Annotated in this window: 12 protein-coding genes and 1 pseudogene; 3 read left to right on the top strand and 10 right to left on the bottom strand. The window is 65.0% G+C overall.

Going from position 1 to position 15,262, the window contains the following annotated elements; genetic code table 11:
* Positions 1 to 5: 5 nt before the first annotated feature.
* Together CHB99_RS12290 and CHB99_RS12285 are read right to left on the bottom strand one after the other, a co-directional pair.
* A complete protein-coding gene (locus tag CHB99_RS12290) occupies positions 6 to 803 on the bottom strand; it encodes a CSS-motif domain-containing protein (RefSeq protein WP_084702953.1) in 798 nt (265 codons plus the stop codon).
* Between the two features lie 128 nt (positions 804 to 931).
* On the bottom strand, positions 932 to 1,645 hold the full coding sequence (locus tag CHB99_RS12285) for a type 1 glutamine amidotransferase domain-containing protein (protein ID WP_042129285.1): 714 nt from the start codon (positions 1,643 to 1,645) through the stop codon (positions 932 to 934).
* A 145-nt stretch (positions 1,646 to 1,790) separates the two neighbouring features.
* Here CHB99_RS12285 and CHB99_RS12280 point away from each other — a divergent pair, with 145 nt between their 5' ends.
* Both CHB99_RS12280 and CHB99_RS12275 read left to right on the top strand, forming a co-directional pair.
* Positions 1,791 to 2,261 carry a nucleoside deaminase gene (locus CHB99_RS12280; protein WP_042129287.1) on the top strand — a complete coding sequence of 157 codons (471 nt, stop codon included), beginning with the start codon at positions 1,791 to 1,793 and terminating at the stop codon, positions 2,259 to 2,261.
* A 25-nt stretch (positions 2,262 to 2,286) separates the two neighbouring features.
* The gene (locus CHB99_RS12275) at positions 2,287 to 4,353 is read left to right on the top strand and encodes an ATP-binding protein (protein ID WP_042129289.1); all 2,067 of its coding nucleotides are present in this window, start codon (positions 2,287 to 2,289) and stop codon (positions 4,351 to 4,353) included.
* An 82-nt stretch (positions 4,354 to 4,435) separates the two neighbouring features.
* On the opposite strand, the gene CHB99_RS12270 is transcribed toward CHB99_RS12275, so the two are convergent.
* The 6 genes and pseudogenes from CHB99_RS12270 to CHB99_RS12245 form a co-directional block, all read right to left on the bottom strand.
* On the bottom strand, positions 4,436 to 6,067 hold the full coding sequence (locus CHB99_RS12270; protein WP_052419544.1) for an ATP-binding protein: 1,632 nt from the start codon (positions 6,065 to 6,067) through the stop codon (positions 4,436 to 4,438).
* Between the two features lie 559 nt (positions 6,068 to 6,626).
* The gene (locus tag CHB99_RS12265) at positions 6,627 to 7,682 is read right to left on the bottom strand and encodes a HEAT repeat domain-containing protein (protein ID WP_042129293.1); all 1,056 of its coding nucleotides are present in this window, start codon (positions 7,680 to 7,682) and stop codon (positions 6,627 to 6,629) included.
* 217 nt (positions 7,683 to 7,899) lie between these two features.
* The gene (locus CHB99_RS12260) at positions 7,900 to 8,205 is read right to left on the bottom strand and encodes a hypothetical protein (RefSeq protein ID WP_084702955.1); all 306 of its coding nucleotides are present in this window, start codon (positions 8,203 to 8,205) and stop codon (positions 7,900 to 7,902) included.
* 426 nt (positions 8,206 to 8,631) lie between these two features.
* Positions 8,632 to 8,736 (bottom strand): annotated as a pseudogene (locus CHB99_RS30085) (VapC toxin family PIN domain ribonuclease); the annotation flags it as partial.
* The gene (gene vapB / locus CHB99_RS12250) at positions 8,736 to 8,966 is read right to left on the bottom strand and encodes a type II toxin-antitoxin system VapB family antitoxin (RefSeq protein WP_042129295.1); all 231 of its coding nucleotides are present in this window, start codon (positions 8,964 to 8,966) and stop codon (positions 8,736 to 8,738) included. The pseudogene CHB99_RS30085 and the gene vapB, both read right to left, overlap by 1 nt.
* A gap of 120 nt (positions 8,967 to 9,086) precedes the next feature.
* Positions 9,087 to 9,872 carry a carbohydrate binding domain-containing protein gene (locus CHB99_RS12245; RefSeq protein WP_042129297.1) on the bottom strand — a complete coding sequence of 262 codons (786 nt, stop codon included), beginning with the start codon at positions 9,870 to 9,872 and terminating at the stop codon, positions 9,087 to 9,089.
* A gap of 231 nt (positions 9,873 to 10,103) precedes the next feature.
* On the opposite strand from CHB99_RS12245, the gene CHB99_RS12240 reads away from it, so the two are divergent.
* Positions 10,104 to 10,544 (top strand): nuclear transport factor 2 family protein, encoded by a 441-nt coding sequence (locus CHB99_RS12240; protein ID WP_042129299.1) that lies wholly within the window; start codon positions 10,104 to 10,106, stop codon positions 10,542 to 10,544.
* A 114-nt stretch (positions 10,545 to 10,658) separates the two neighbouring features.
* Here CHB99_RS12240 and CHB99_RS12235 read toward each other — a convergent pair whose 3' ends face one another.
* Together CHB99_RS12235 and CHB99_RS12230 are read right to left on the bottom strand one after the other, a co-directional pair.
* On the bottom strand, positions 10,659 to 12,083 hold the full coding sequence (locus CHB99_RS12235; protein ID WP_042129301.1) for an efflux transporter outer membrane subunit: 1,425 nt from the start codon (positions 12,081 to 12,083) through the stop codon (positions 10,659 to 10,661).
* Entirely contained in the window at positions 12,080 to 15,259 is a 3,180-nt protein-coding gene (locus tag CHB99_RS12230; protein WP_042129304.1) for an efflux RND transporter permease subunit, read from the bottom strand. Before CHB99_RS12230 ends, CHB99_RS12235 begins: the two co-directional genes overlap by 4 nt.
* Between the last annotated feature and the right edge of the window lie 3 nt (positions 15,260 to 15,262).

The following is a 15,262-nucleotide window of genomic DNA, read 5'->3' as shown; positions in this document are numbered from 1 at the left end:
GCATTTCAGACCAGGTGCCTGAGTGTGCGCCGGCGCCGGTACATCGCCCAGTAGCTGCCCATAGCGGTCATCAGCCCCACCAGCAGCAACGACGGCGCGATGCTCAGGCTGCTTTCCCACAGCTGGCCGGCGGCATGCCCCGGCGGGTAGCTGACGTGGATGGTATAGCCGTACAGCGGTGACACCTGGCTGCGGTAGGGCGTCGGCGCCTGCCCGTTGGCGTCGATGACCTCGCCGCTGGCACCGATCAGCATCGGGCCGAACTGCAGGCTGACGCTGTCTGGCTGGCGGGTGCCTTGCAGCACGCGCTGCAGCAGCTTGCCGTCGGCCACGGCGAGCACGCCGTAGGGGTATTCCTGCAGGCGGTAGTAGAGGATCGCCGAGTCCGGGGTATTGTCGTTGCCCGGCTCCAGGCGCAGGCGATGGTTGAAGTACTCGCCGGGATCGACCAGCAGGCCGGACTCGCCCCGCAGCGTGCTGCAGTAGGCGCGGTTCTCGCGGACCAGCGTCAGCGAGCGCAGCTCCGGATTGGCCACCACCTCGCTGTGCAGGTGCGGCAGGGCTTTCTCGCAGGAAAATTCGGCCAGGTTGAGCACCTTGTTGCTGGCGCCGTGCAGGGCATCGAGCAGGCTGTCGATGCCCTTGCGGGTTTCGCGCAGGACCACGTCGGTGGAATCGTCGAGTTGCTTGTTCACCTGCCAGGCCATCACCATCAGGCCGCAGGCGACGGGCGCCAGACCGATCAACAGGGTGGTGAGCAAGGCGAGCAGCGCATGGCCGGAATGAGGGGTACGAGGGGGCATTTTTCACCTATCTGTAGGAGGGTCTCGCCCACTGGACGTGGGCTGGACCGAAGCCGATCAGCATAAGTGAGCGCTATACCCGATTCCTGTAAGAGCACAGGACAGGGGCTGTGCGATAGTTCGTTTCGTCACGCCGCCGGGCCGCTGCCCCTGCGCTCCAGCGCCGCCACGACCAGGCGGCCTACCGCGGCGCCGGACGCCGGGTTCTGCCCGGTGATCAGGCGGCCTTCCTTCTGGTCGGCGATGGCGAAGGGCTGCCACGGATCCTCGGCCTTGCGATAGAGGCCGCCGCGAGCGCTCAGCTCGGTTTCGGTCAGAAAGGGCACGACCTTGTCCAGCTCCGCCAGTTGCTCCTCGATATTGGAAAAACCGGTCACTTCGCGGTCCCGCAGCAGCAACGAGTTGTCACTGAGCTTGATGTTGAGCAGGCCGACCGCGCCGTGACAGACCGATGACACCACGCCGCCGTTTTCATGGATCTGCCGGGCGATGCCCTGCAACTGGGGGTTGTCGGGGAAATCCCAGAGCACTCCGTGCCCGCCGGCATAGTAGATGGCCCGGTAATCCCGCGCGCGCACCTGGCCGGGAGCCAGCGTATTGCCCAGGCGGTTCATGAAGGCCTTGTCGTTGTACCACTGCCAGTCGATGTCCTGCGCCATGCTCAGGCTGTGGGGGTCGATGGGCACGTAGCCGCCGGCCGGACTGAGGTAATCCACGTGGTAGCCGGCCTGCTGCAGGACGTCGGCGAAGTGCACCGCTTCCCCCAGCCACAGGCCGGTGGGACGTTTGAGGGTCGGGTATTTCGCCGTGTTGGTCAGCACCACCAGAACTTGCTTGCTCATTGCGGTGATCCTCGGGGGGAGGGGTTGCGCGGGGATGAGGGAGGTTTTCAGACTGTACAGCATAGTCCCCAGGGAAAAGCCCGCCACGAACCATGGCTATGTGCTAGCGTTTTGGAATGGTTCCCGTGTTCAAGGAGATTCACCCATGGTCGATGCCCAGCAGCAGTCGCAGCAGTTCATGCAGGCCGCCATCGACGAGGCGCGCCAGGGGCTGGAGGAGGGCGGCATTCCCATCGGTTCGGTGATCGTCCACCGCGGGCGGATCATCGGGCGCGGGCACAACCGTCGGGTCCAGCAGGGCAGCGTGGTGCTGCATGGCGAAATGGACGCCTTCGAGAATGCCGGTCGTCAGAATGCCCGGGTCTACGCCGAGGCCACGCTCTACACCACCCTGTCGCCCTGCGCCATGTGCAGCGGGGCGATCCTGCTGTACGGGATTGGCGAGGTGGTGGTCGGGGAAAACCGCACCTTCATGGGCGAAGAGGCGCTGCTGCGCGAGCGCGGGGTGCGGGTCACGGTGTTGCAGGACGAACGCTGCATTGCCTTGATGAACGATTTCATCCGCGAGCGGCCGGCACTCTGGAACGAAGATATTGGCCAGGAGTCCGATTGCTGACAGCAGTCAAGGAAGCGAGCCGAGCATGCACATCATTCATCTGGCCCCGCGGCCGGTTCTACAAGGCGGAATGAGTGAAGCGGTCCGCCAGTTCGACTGGAGCAGGACTTCGCTGGGGCCGCTGCACCGCTGGCCCAGTTCGCTGCGCATCGCCGTCGATCTGATGCTGGCTTCGCGCTTCCCCAGTTGCCTGGTGTGGGGCAGCGACATGGTCACGCTGCACAACGACGCGTTCGTGCCCATCCTCGGGACCAAGCCCAGCCCTCTGGGGCGCCCGTTCCACGAGGTGTGGAGCGATGTCTGGGGCGAGTTGGGCGCGCTGGTCTTCCGGGTCATGGAGGGCGAGGCGGTCTTTCTCGAAAACTTCCCGCTGATCACCAGCCGCAACGGCGTGCTCGAACAGGTGTACTTCACCTTTTCCTTCAGCCCGGTGCGGGACGAGAGCGGCAGGGTCGCCGGTTTCCTCGACACGCTGCTGGAAACCACCAGCAACGTCGAATCGGAACGGCAATGGCGCGAGCTGGCCGGTTCCTTCGAGCGCCAGGTGCAGGAGCGTACCGCTGACCACAATCGTCTGTGGGAATTGTCCAGCGACCTGATGCTGGTGGTGCAGGACGACCTGCGCCTGCGCACGTTCAACCCGGCCTGCCGGCAACTGCTCGGCTGGGACGACGACCAGCAGCGCGAATCGTTGCTCACCCTGCTGCATCCGGACGATCGCGACGCGGTGCGCGGCATTCTCGATGGCGCGCAACCGGCCGGCGAAGGCCGTCTGCGCCATGCCGACGGCCACTACCGGCGTTTCACCCTGAGCGCCATGCCGGGGGCCGGTTTCACCACCTTGCTGGGGCACGACGTGACCCTCGATCGAGAGCGCGAGGCGGCACTGCGCCAGGCCGAAGCGCTGCTGCGTCACGGCCAGAAAATGGATGCCGTCGGTCAGCTGACCGGCGGCATGGCCCATGATTTCAACAACTTGCTGGCCGGTCTCAACGCCAGCCTGGAAATGCTCGAACGGCGCATCGTCCAGGGCCGTACCGAGCAGATCGGCAAGTATCTGCAGGCCGCTCGCCAGGCGTCCGACCGCGCCTGCGAACTGACCCATCGCCTGCTCGCCTTCGCCCGGCGCCAGCCGCTGTCGCCGCGGCCGACCAACCTGAACGACCTGCTGGGGGAAATCGAGCCGCTGATTCTCCAGGCCATCGGCCCGGGTATCGATCTGCAACTGCAGGTGGACCCCCGGCCCTGGTGGGTGCTGGTCGATACCAGCCAGATGGAAAGCGCGCTGATCAATCTCTGCGCCAACGCCCGCGATGCCATGAACCGCCGCGGGAGCCTGAAGATCAGCACCAGCAACGAACGGCACTACGCGGGGATTTCCAACGTCGACCTGGCGCCCGGCGACTACTGTTGCCTGCGCGTGCAGGACTGCGGCCATGGCATGCCCGTGGAGGTACTGGAGCGTGTCTTCGATCCGTTCTTCAGCACCAAGCCGGCCGGCCAGGGCACCGGTCTCGGGCTGTCGATGGTCTACGGTTTCGTCCGCCAGTCCGGCGGCAGCGTGCGCATCACTTCGGAGGAGGGCAGCGGCACCTGTGTCGAGTTGCTGTTGCCGCGTTTCGTCGGCGAGCCACAACCCTTGCCTGTGCCCCAGGTGCCTGCCGCGCCGCTGCCGATGCCGATGCGCCACGAGCGGATCCTGCTCATCGACGACGAGCCGACCCTGCGCATGCTGATTCGCGAAGCCTTGCAGGACCAGGGCATGGAAGTGCTGGAGGCGGACGATGCGCACAATGGCCTGGCCCTGTACGACAGCGCCGGCCCCATCGACCTGGTGGTGTCGGACATCGGCTTGCCCGGTGGGGTCAGTGGCATCGATGTGGCCAAGACCTTGCGCCAACGCTCACCGGACCAGCGCATCCTGTTCATCACCGGTTTCACCGAGGAGTCCCTCAGCAGCGGTGGCGTGCTCGAGCCTGGCCTGGAGCTGCTGACCAAGCCGTTCGGACTGGACAGCCTGGTGCACAAGGTCACCAGCATGCTTCAGCCGGAACAGCCCCCGGCCGAGGCCCCCAAAGCGCCCCCGCGCTGACGCCGGGCCAGGCGTTCCAGCAGCGTCATGCGTCCCTGGGCGAACATCGGTCATCGGCGCCCGACCGGGTGTTGCACCTGACTCAGGGAACACCCTCGCCGGCGAGCATCCGCGCTACCCGCTCTTGCAACTGTTCGAAGCTGAACGGCTTGTCCAGCACCTGCATGTCCGCGTCGAGGCGGCTCAGATGCGCGGACTCGTTGTCGCCGTAGCCGGTGATGAACAGTACCCGCAGGCCGCTGCGCAGCTTGCGCGCGATCTCCGCCAGATGACGCCCGCTCATGCCCGGCAGGCCGATACTGCAGATCAGCAGGTCATAGGGCCGCTCGGCGCGCAGCAAGGTCAGGGCGAGGTTGGCGTCGGAGACGTCCTGGCACTGGTAACCCCGTTCGCCGAGGGTGTTGCGCATCAGCTGGCGCACCGTGGCGTTGGATTCGACGATGAGGATGCGCCTTTCGTGGCTGGCGCACCGCCGGCGGCCCGAGGCCACCGGGCCTTGCGCGTCCTCCGGGTGGTGGCGCGGCAGCAGCAGCTCCACTTCGGTGCCCTGGCCGAGCCGACTGTGCAGGCTGACATGGCCACGGGACTGGCGGCTGAAGCCGTAGACCATGGACAGCCCCAGGCCCGTGCCATGACCGCTGGGCTTGGTCGAGAAGAACGGGTCGAAGGCGCGGTCGACGATGTTCTGCGGCATGCCGCAACCGTTGTCGCTGACGCTGATGCGCACGAAGTCGGAGCCGCTCAGCGGATGGGCGTCGGGCAAGGGCCGCGGCAAGTGGCGATTGCTCACCTCGATACGCACTTCGCCACCGCCGGGTAACGCATCGCGGGCATTGCTCAGCAGGTTGTCGAGGGCTTCCTGCAACTGGCGGGCGTCGGCCTTGGCTGGCCACAGGGTGTCGTCGATGCGCACCTGCACATGCACGCCGGGGCCGAGCAGTTCACCCAGGCGCTTGCGTTCCAGCAGGGCGGCCAGTTGCACCGGCCGGTCATCCAGCGACTGGCGGCTGGAAAACGCCAGCAGGTTGTGGGTGATGCCGGCCGCGCGGTGCACTGCCTTCAGGCCCATGTCCACCAGCTTGGGAATGTCCTCGACACGTTGCTGGCCGAGGCGTTGGCGGATCAGTTCAAGGCTGCCGCCGATGCCGGTGAGCAGGTTGTTGAAGTCGTGGGCGACACCGCCGGCCAACTGGCCGATGGCTTCCATCTTCTCCTCCTGACGCAGGCGCTGTTCTTCCTCGCGCAGATGCCGCACGCGTTCCTCGGTCTGGCGTTGCAGGTCGGCCAGCTCCAGGCCCTGCTGGCAACTGAAGTACTGGCGGCGGCGGGCGCGCAGGGAAGCATGGATCAGGTCGAGAAGATCCTGTTCGGGGAAGGGGCAGGGCAGGATGAACAGATTGCCCAGGGCCAGGCACAGGTCCGGGCTCTGGCTGATGGAATGCAGGCTGTCGCCGAGCAGGACGACCGGCAGGTCCGACCAGTGCGGCTGGTTGCCCAGGTAGTGCTTGAACAGCGACTCATTGAAGCCGTCCAGGCTGGTATGGGCGACAATGGCCAGGCCGGCGCCGCTGTCCAGGGCATCGGCCAGCTCCTGCAGGCTGGTGGTGGCCAACGCACTGACGCCGGCCTGGTCCAGCAGGCTCAGGGTCAGTCCGCTGATCGCTGGCGGGGCCAGGATCAGCGCACGTTCGCTGTTGGCTGACGAATCGTTCACGGTCGATCTCCTTGGAAAGTGCCCTGCCATGCGGGGTGCACTCTCTCTGGACCGCGGCGTGAAAGCTCGGGTTCAATCGGTTTTTTCGGAGGGTTTCACGGGCAAAGGGCGGGGCAGGATTCTGCTTGAATGCAATCGGCGTAGGAGCGGCTTCAGCCGCGAACGGCGGCGTAGCCGTCGTAGAGCCTGAGTCCCGAATTTGCCTGACACGCCGTGCATTCAGGTTTCATGGCCGCTTCGCGCCCAATCGCGGATAAATCCGCTCCTACAGGTATCGCGGCGTTGGTGAGGCCGGGTGCGATCGGCGTAGGAGCGGCTTCAGCCGCGATCGGCGGCGCAGCCGTCGTAGAACCTGAGTCCCGAATTTGCCTGACACGCCGTGCATCCAGGTTTCATGGCCGCTTCGCGCCCAATCGCGGATAAATCCGCTCCTACAGGTATCGCGGCGTTGGTGAGGCCGGGTGCAATCGGCGTAGGAGCGGCTTCAGCCGCGAACGGCGGCGCAGCCGTCGTGGAACCTGAGTCCCGAATTTGCCTGACACGCCGTGCATCCAGGCTCCTACAATCCCTGCTGGACCAGCGGATCGTCGGGATTCTGCTGCTCCAGCTGGGCCAGCAGGATCTGCACGTTCTGCAATTGGCCGCTTTCCTTCCAGTATTCGATCAGCAACGCCCGCGCCTTGCGGTTGGCCGGTTGCCGGGCGAGCACGGTTTCCAGCTGTTTCTGCGCCGCATCGAGCTGATCGAGGCTGTGCAGGGTGCGGGCGAGGGTGTAGCGGTAATCGTTGTTGTCCGGCTCCAGTTCCACCGCGCGGGAAAAAGCCAGCAGGGCATACTCCTCCTGCTCGTGGCGCAGCAGCCACTGGCCCAGTTCGAACTGCAGCGCCGCCGAATCGGGATGGCGTTGCAGGGCCTTGGCCAGCGCCTCGCGGGAGGCGTCGGTCTGCCCCTGGCGGTCGAGCAGGCGGACCTGGGTGGCGATCGCGTCGAGGTCTTCCGGGGCCAGCTCCAGGGCGCGCCGCAGCGCGGTGGTGGCGGAGGTGAAGTCCTGTTCGTACAGATACAGGCGGGCCAGGTGGACCTGGTCGCGCACCTCGTCACCCCTGGCCAGCAGGGCCAGTTGATACTGGTCGAGGACCTCCTGCAGCGGGCCGTAGTACAGGCCGATCTCGTCCGGCGTCAGCCCCACCAGTGCGTCTACCGCGGCGAAGCGGACACTGTCGTCCTCGTCGTCCAGCAGCGGCCCGAGCAACAGGCTGCGCTGGCTGGCGGGGACCATGGCGGCGATCGCCTCGACAGTGGCGCGGCGCACCAGCGGGTCGTCGTGGCGCAGGTCCTGGCTGGCCAGCTTCAGGGCCAGCGGAGAGGGGTAGTTGGGCAGTTCGGCATACAGGCTGGCGCGGCGGATCGCGGACAGATCGTCGCGGGCCAGTTGCTGATACAGCACCCGCGCCGCGCCGGGCAGGCCGTTGTGGGCCTGGGCCAGGGCCTTGGCATAGGAGTGCTTGAGCGCCGGATTGGGCACGGGAGCATCGTCGCGCAGCAGGTAAGCGCCCAGCCCGAGCGACAACAGCAGGGCGAGGCCGGCGAACAGGTAGATACGCGGTCTGGGCATGCGTGATCCGGTAAGGGGCGTGCGGAAAAGGGCCAAGCTTGGGTCAGACGAATGGTTGAGTCAATGTGTGGGGTATTGGTTGGGGGGTGATGCATTCCCTCAGGTCACCGTCCGCGTCGTCCGACAGCAGCTTGATGTGGGTTGAAAAGGACAGATCTGTTTTGGCGTTTGACGACGAAATAGACCTATCCCTCTTTGGCATAGGAAAAGCTGACTCTTATCCTTCTGGCTGGCAATCCCTTCTGTTCAACAATGCTTTGATAATTGCCTGACAAATTTCCAGTGATTGGCACGTAGCCCATGCCACATCTGCGGTAGGTCGGGGCAGTACTTCGCAAAGCTGCCAGTTGGTTTCAAAGGCTGACGTGAGCGCAGCAGAAAGATGAACCAGCGCATCTTCGATATCGGCCTCTTCGCACACCGAGAACAACGGTGGGTGCGCGCCGTGGCAAGCGCCGAAGTGAGTGTGGACAGTGGTGCGACGAAGTGTGGAGGCAGGAGGATCCGGTACCAGCTTTTTCATGACTTCGTTTCTCTGTGGAGGAATGAAACGCCACAGACCCGCCGTCAAGCAGGAGGGTGGCGACTGTGCGCGGGTTGACGGACCGGTCCACAGAGAAAACCCGGCGCGCCCGAAGGCGCCCACACGCACAGCTGCCATAGCAGTCGGCGATTCCGTGGAGTCGGCCCGTCAAGACCGGTCGTTGTATGCAACGACCGGCGAAGCGTAGGCAGCGATTTCCATGGGCGCAACAACTGATAAGGCGGAAAAGTATGCTTGGGAAATTGCCTACATGAAAGTCGGACCCAGAGGCAGTTTTGTGGCGCTATGCAACACCACCGAATCGAAGGTTGTTCAACCGGGTTCCGATTGCGTGCGGTCTGACGGGAGCATTTCCTTGCTCTGCTTTCACGAACACGGCGGTGTTTCCCGTCCTGCCGGCGATACGATGCACATCTGACCGTGATGCCGCTTGAAGGCTTCGCGCATTTCCTGCGGTCGATTCTTGATGGTGAAGATGCAGATGTTGGTGTCGAGCATGTACCTGAGCATCAAAACGTCTCGCGTTCCTGATCGACAGGCTGGTCACGCTCGGCCATGAAATCGGCGCTTGTCCCTTCGGCATCGAACCAGCTGTCCCAGGATTCACCTGCGGGCGTGATGATTCTCGACCGGCCGACGGCGACCACATCGACGCGCTTCACGTCATCGGGAAATGCCACAGCCTTCGGCAGCCGAACTGCCTGGCTGCGGTTGCTCTGGAATACGGAACCTTGTTCCATCCTGCACCTCTAGGGATATGTCGAACGTATATCCCAAGATAGTGAGGTTCTGGGAGATGACAATCGGATAGGGCAAGGCCCCGCGCCCCTCTCGAAAGAGCGCGGGGCCTTGCCCGTCGATCAGTCGTCGAGGCCGGCGGTCAGCTTCAGCGACACATCGTCGAACTGCACGTCATCCCCGGTCACGCGGATCAGCGACACCTTGAACGCGCTTTCGCCCTGGATCGCCGTGATGTCGATCGCGTAGTCGCTCCAGTCGGTGGAACTGACCGGTACGTACTGCGTCGCGCCATCCGGCAGCAGCTTGACCTGCAGACGGCCCATGGATCCGGCGCCGACCTTGGCGCGGGCGGTGAGTTGGTAGTAGCCGAGGGTCGGCACGGCAACTGTCTGCGATACGTCGTCCATGCGCAGCGCACAGGTTTGCGCGTCGAAGTTGGCGCCGGTCAGTTCCCAGTGCTCGCCGCCCGCGGAGAAATCGCCGTTCTGGATCAGTTCTTCGCTTTGCGGGGCGAAATCCAGCGACACGTCGTCGAACCAGGCGGCCGCCGTCTGGCCCTCCAGGTAGATCTCCATGTTGCCGATGCCGGCTGGAATGTCGAGATCAACTTCGTGGGTGGTCGGGGTGGTGCTGGTGATGTCGATGATGGTGTTCACCGTGTTGTAGCTCAGGCGCAACTGCGCGCCGGGGAAGCCACCCGCCGTCACCAGGGCCGCGCGGCAGGAGAGACGATAGCGTCCGGGCGGGATGCTGAGGATAGGCTGGGCGGCGACACCGTTCACGCCGACATTGCAACGCTGGTCGTTGAAATTGACGTCACCGTAGGTCAGCCAGTTGATGCCCCCATTCGAGAAGTCGCCATTGCGGATCTGTTCCGCGCGGGAGGAGTTGCGGGTTGTGTTCATGTTGCCTGTCTCCGTGATCTGTAAATCACAACTGTGGGTTGGACTTGCAGTCTATGCGGGGCTCCGGGCGTTGAAACCTGACAACTCTGACAGTTGACAGGGAGGGGCAAAGAGGCGGATCTAGTGGTCTTTTGTGCCTTGCGAAAGTGGAAAAAGGCCTCGGCCGAATGGACGATGCCGACTGGCGAAGGCCCTAGGACAATGCGCGCACACCCCTTGCACGAGGTCCGTATGAGCAGCAGTGCCATCGCCATCAGCAACCTGCTTTACCAGTATGCGGAATGCCTGGATACAGGCGATTTCGAGGGCGCTGCGAGGCTGTTTCGGCACGCGCGCATCAAGGTCGGCAAGGAGGCGCCGCCGATCGACTCGAACGGCATGCTCGCTCTGCTCCGTGAGCTGGTGATCCTCTACCCGTGCGGGACGCCACGTACCCGGCACGTGACCAGCAACCCGATCATCGACATCGACGAGGCGGGCAATCGTGCCACGGTACGTTCGTACTACACCGTGTTCCAGGCCACCGAGGGCTTGCCGCTGCAGGCGATCACGGCGGGGCGCTATCACGACGAGTTCGAGCGGGTGGACGGGGTTTGGCGGTTTTCCTGCCGGGACTACACCTTGCAGGAGGCGGTGGGGGAGATGAGGTTTCACCTGAAGAGGGCGCTGTAAGGCTCAAGACAGGCACCTGGCGGTCTTGTGCAAAAAGACCAAAAAAAGCCCCGCCAGGCCGAAACCCGCGGGGCAAAGAGGTCGGTATGAACCAACCAAAGGAGCCTCACACAATCATTTCACCGAAGCGACCGCCTCGGCTTGCCAGCCACCGCCCAGCGCCTTGTAGATCGCGACAATCCCGCGATACAGCTCGACCTCGCCCTGGGCCTGGGCATCCTCGGCCGCCAGGCGCTCGCGCTCGGCATCCAGCAGCACCAGGTAGTCCACCGTGCCTTCGCGGTAGCGAATCGACGCCAACTCCGCCGCCTTGCGGCTCGCTTCGCTCTGCTTGAGCAGGGAGAGCAGGCGCTGCTGGCGCTTGCCGTAGTCGCTGAAGGCGTTTTCCGATTCTTCCAGGGCCAGCAGCACCTGCTGCTCGTAGGTCGCCAGTGCGCCCTCGGCCTCGGCATTGGCGCCGCGCAGGCGGGCGCGCACGCTGCCCAGGTCGAATGCCGCCCAGGTGATGCTCGGGCCCAGTGCCCAGGCCTGCGCCGCTGACGAGCCCAACTGCGAACCACGCCCGGCGGTGAAGCCGAGGAAGCCGCTGAGGCTGACCCGCGGGAACAGGTCCGCGGTGGCCACGCCGACGTTCGCCGTGGCCGCCGCCAGTTGGCGTTCGGCGCGGCGGATGTCCGGGCGGCGTTGCAGCAGTTCGCCCGGATCACCCACCGGCAGGGCCTTGGCGATGGCCGGCAATTGCTTGGCCGACAGGTCCACGCTCAGCGCATCCGGGCGCTGGCCGAGCAGGGTGGCGATGCGATTGCGCGCCCGCACCTGTTCCGCCTGCAGCTGCGGCACGCTGGCCTCCACCGCTGCCAGACGGGCGTCGGCGCGGACCACGTCGAGCTCGTTGCCGACCCCGGCATCGCGCAGGCTTTCGGTGATGCCACGCGAATCCTGCTGGGTCTTGAGGTTGGCCAGGGCGATCTGCTCGCGCAGTTGCGCGCCCCGCAGTTGCCCGTAGGCATCCACCAGTTCGGCGATCAGGCTCACCTGCAGTTGCTGCAGATCGGCCTGGGCCGCCGCTTCCTGGGCCTCGCTGGCTTCCAGTTGGCGCTGGATGCGGCCGAACAGGTCAAGTTCCCAGGCCATGTCCAGGCCCAGGTCATAGCGCTCGCTGTTGACCCGGTCCTCGGTCTGCCCGGGAACCTGGCCCTTGCCCAGGTTGCTGCTGGCGCGGCTGGTCACGGTCGGCAGGGCATCGTTGTCGACGTCATCGCGAATCGCCCGGGCGGCCTTGAGGCGGGCGAAGGCGACGCGCAGGTCACGGTTGCCGGAGAGTGACTGGGTCACCAACTGGTCCAGCACCGGGTCTTCGAACTGGTGCCACCAGGCGCTTTCGAAGCGGCTGCGATCGAGGCCGGCCTGGCCGTCGATGGCGGCCAGGTGCGCCGCGGCGGTGTCCGGGGTCTTGTAGTCCGGGCCCACGGCGCAGGCGCTCAGGGCCAGCACCAGCAGGCTCGGCAGCCACAGTCTGTTCAGGGTTGCAGCGTTCATGCGTGGTTCTCCAGCGCCGGCAGCCGCGCGGCCTTGCGTGCCTGGCTGCGTTCGACGTAACGACGGATCAGGACAAAGAACACCGGGGTCAGCAGCAGGCCGAAGATCGTCACGCCGATCATCCCGGAGAACACCGCCACACCCATGGCGTGACGCATCTCGGCACCGGCACCGGAGGAGAACACCAGCGGTACCACACCCATGATGAAGGCGAACGAGGTCATCAGGATCGGCCGCAGACGCAGGCGGCAGGCTTCCAGGACCGCGGCCAGCGGGTCGAGACCTTCGGCCTGCTTGTCCTTGGCGAACTCGACGATGAGGATCGCGTTCTTGCACGCCAGGCCCACCAGTACGATCAAGCCGATCTGGGTGAAGATGTTGTTGTCGCCACCGGACAGGATCACCCCGGTGATCGCCGAGAGCAGGGTCATCGGCACGATCAGGATGACCGCCAGCGGCAGGCTCCAGCTTTCGTACTGGGCCGCCAGCACGAGGAAGGCCAGCAGTACGCAGAGCGGGAAGACGAACAGCGCGGTATTGCCGGCGAGAATCTGCTGGTAGGTCAGCTCGGTCCACTCGAAGGTCATGCCGTTGGGCAGTTCTTCTTTCAGCAGTTTCTCGATGGCTTTTTCCGCCTGGCCGGAGCTGTAGCCCGGGGCCGCGGCGCCGTTGATCTCGGCGGTGATGAAGCCGTTGTAGTGCATCACCCGGTCGGGGCCGGAGGTGTCGCTGACCTTGATGAAGGTCGCCAGCGGGATCATCTCGCCCTGGTTGTTGCGCACCTTCAGCTGGCCGATCTGCTCGGCGTCGAGGCGGAACTGCTGTTCGGCCTGGACGTTGACCTGGTAGGTACGGCCAAAGCGGTTGAAGTCGTTGGCGTACAGCGAACCCAGGTAGATCTGCAGGGTGTCGAAGATGTCGTTGATGGCCACGCCGTGGGTCTTGGCCTTTTCGCGGTCGATGGCGGCATCGACCTGCGGCACGTTGACCTGGTAGCTGGTGAACAGGCCGGCCAGTTCCGGCACGCCGCGGCTCTTGGCGATGACGTTCTGGACTTCCTTGTACAGCGCTTCATAGCCCAGGTTGCCGCGGTCCTCGATCTGCAGGCGGAAGCCGCCGATGGTGCCCAGCCCCTGTACCGGCGGCGGCGGGAAGATGGCGATGTAGGCGTCCTGGATATCGGCGAACTGCGCGTTCAGCGCGGCGGCGATGGCGCCGGCCGACTGGCTCGGATCCTTGCGCTCGTCGAACGGCTTGAGCGGGGTGAACACGATGCCGCTGTTCGGGCTGTTGGTGAAGCCGTTGATCGACAGGCCCGGGAAGGCCACCGAGTCGGCCACGCCCGGCTGTTTCAGGGCGATCTCGCTCATCTTCTTGATCACGGCCTCGGTGCGATCGAGGCTGGCCGCGTCCGGCAACTGGGCGAAGGCCACCAGGTACTGCTTGTCCTGGGCCGGGACGAAGCCGGTCGGGGTGGACGAGAAGCCGAGGTAGGTCAGGCCCATCAGCCCGGCGTAGACGAACATGGCCACGCCGCTGCGGCGGATGACCCGGCCGACGGTGCCGACATAGCTATGGCTGGCACGCTCGAAGAAGCGGTTGAAGGGACGGAACAGCCAGCCGCCGAACAGACGCTCCAGCAGCAGCGAGAAACGGTCCTTCGGCTCGTGGTGACCCTTGAGCAGCACGGCGGCCAGGGCCGGCGACAGGGTCAGCGAGTTGAAGGCCGAGATCACCGTGGAGATGGCGATGGTCAGGGCGAACTGCTTGTAGAACTGGCCGGTGAGGCCGGAGATGAACGCCGCCGGCACGAACACGGCGCACAGCACCAGGGCGGTGGCGATGATCGGCCCGGTCACTTCGCCCATGGCCTTCTGCGTGGCTTCCAGCGGTTTCAGGCCCAGCTCGATGTTGCGCTCGACGTTTTCCACCACGACGATGGCGTCGTCCACCACGATGCCGATGGCCAGCACCAGGCCGAACAGCGACAGGGCGTTGAGCGAGAAGCCGAACAGGTGCATCACGGCGAAGGTGCCGATCAGCGAGACCGGTACCGCCACCAGCGGGATGATCGAGGCGCGCCAGGTCTGCAGGAACAGGATCACCACCAGGACCACGAGGATCAGCGCTTCGAACAGGGTGTGCACCACCGCCTCGATCGAGCCGCGGACGAACACGGTCGGGTCGTAGACGATGCTGTAGTCCATGCCTTCGGGGAAGTTCTGCTTGAGCTCGGCCATCTTCGTCCGCACTTCGTCGGAGATCTCGATGGCGTTGGAGCCCGGGCGCTGGAAGATCGGGATGGCCACCGCCGGCTGGTTGTTCAGCAGCGAGCGCAGGGCGTACTGGCTGGAACCCAGTTCGACCCGGGCGATGTCCTTCAGGCGAGTGATTTCGCCGTTTTCGCCGGAACGGATGATGATGTTCTCGAACTCTTCCTCGCTGACCAGGCGGCCCTGGGTGTTGACCGAGAGCTGGAAGCTGGTGGCGTTCGGCGCGGGCGGTGCGCCGAGCTGGCCGGCGGCGACCTGACGGTTCTGTTCGCGAATTGCCGTGACCACGTCGCTGGCGGTGAGGTTGCGTGAGGCGGTCTTGTTCGGATCGAGCCAGACCCGCAGCGAGTAGTCGCCCATGCCGAACAGCTGCACGTCGCCGACACCGCCCAGGCGCGCCAGCTCGTCCTTGATGTTGAGGATGGCGTAGTTGGACAGGTAGAGCATGTCGTAGCGGTTATCCGGCGAGGTCAGGTGCACGACCATGGTCAGGTCGGGCGAGGCCTTGTCGACGGTGATGCCGATGCGCGTCACTTCTTCCGGCAGCTTGGGCTGGGTCCGCGTCACGCGGTTCTGCACCTGGACCTGGGCGTTGTCCAGGTCGGTGCCGAGGGCGAAGGTGATGGTCAGGGTGATCTTGCCGTCAGCGGTGGACTGCGAGGACATGTAGAGCATGTTCTCGACACCGGTGATGGCCTGTTCCAGCGGTGCGGCCACGGTTTCGCCGATCACCTTGGGGTTGGCCCCGGGGAAGTTGGCGCGCACCACCACGGTGGGCGGCACCACTTCCGGGTATTCGCTGATCGGCAACTGGAACAGCGAGATCGCACCGGCGATCAGGATCAGCAGCGAGAGCACCGCGGCGAAGATCGGCCGGGTAATGAAGAACTTGGAAAAATTCATTGG

This window comes from Pseudomonas japonica, from assembly GCF_900188455.1.
GTDB lineage: Bacteria > Pseudomonadota > Gammaproteobacteria > Pseudomonadales > Pseudomonadaceae > Aquipseudomonas > Aquipseudomonas japonica.
Note: the sequence above shows the minus strand (reverse complement) of the source record. Positions and strands in the feature narration are given on the sequence as shown.

Coding starts and splice junctions, on each gene's coding strand:
- CHB99_RS12275 (WP_042129289.1), top strand. CDS start 2,287: ATGCACATCATTCATCTGGCCCCGCGGCCGGTTCTACAAGGCGGAATG.
- CHB99_RS12235 (WP_042129301.1), bottom strand. CDS start 12,083: ATGAACGCTGCAACCCTGAACAGACTGTGGCTGCCGAGCCTGCTGGTG.
- CHB99_RS12240 (WP_042129299.1), top strand. CDS start 10,104: ATGAGCAGCAGTGCCATCGCCATCAGCAACCTGCTTTACCAGTATGCG.
- vapB (WP_042129295.1), bottom strand. CDS start 8,966: ATGGAACAAGGTTCCGTATTCCAGAGCAACCGCAGCCAGGCAGTTCGG.
- CHB99_RS12265 (WP_042129293.1), bottom strand. CDS start 7,682: ATGCCCAGACCGCGTATCTACCTGTTCGCCGGCCTCGCCCTGCTGTTG.
- CHB99_RS12290 (WP_084702953.1), bottom strand. CDS start 803: ATGCCCCCTCGTACCCCTCATTCCGGCCATGCGCTGCTCGCCTTGCTC.
- CHB99_RS12245 (WP_042129297.1), bottom strand. CDS start 9,872: ATGAACACAACCCGCAACTCCTCCCGCGCGGAACAGATCCGCAATGGC.
- CHB99_RS12260 (WP_084702955.1), bottom strand. CDS start 8,205: ATGAAAAAGCTGGTACCGGATCCTCCTGCCTCCACACTTCGTCGCACC.
- CHB99_RS12230 (WP_042129304.1), bottom strand. CDS start 15,259: ATGAATTTTTCCAAGTTCTTCATTACCCGGCCGATCTTCGCCGCGGTG.
- CHB99_RS12280 (WP_042129287.1), top strand. CDS start 1,791: ATGGTCGATGCCCAGCAGCAGTCGCAGCAGTTCATGCAGGCCGCCATC.
- CHB99_RS12285 (WP_042129285.1), bottom strand. CDS start 1,645: ATGAGCAAGCAAGTTCTGGTGGTGCTGACCAACACGGCGAAATACCCG.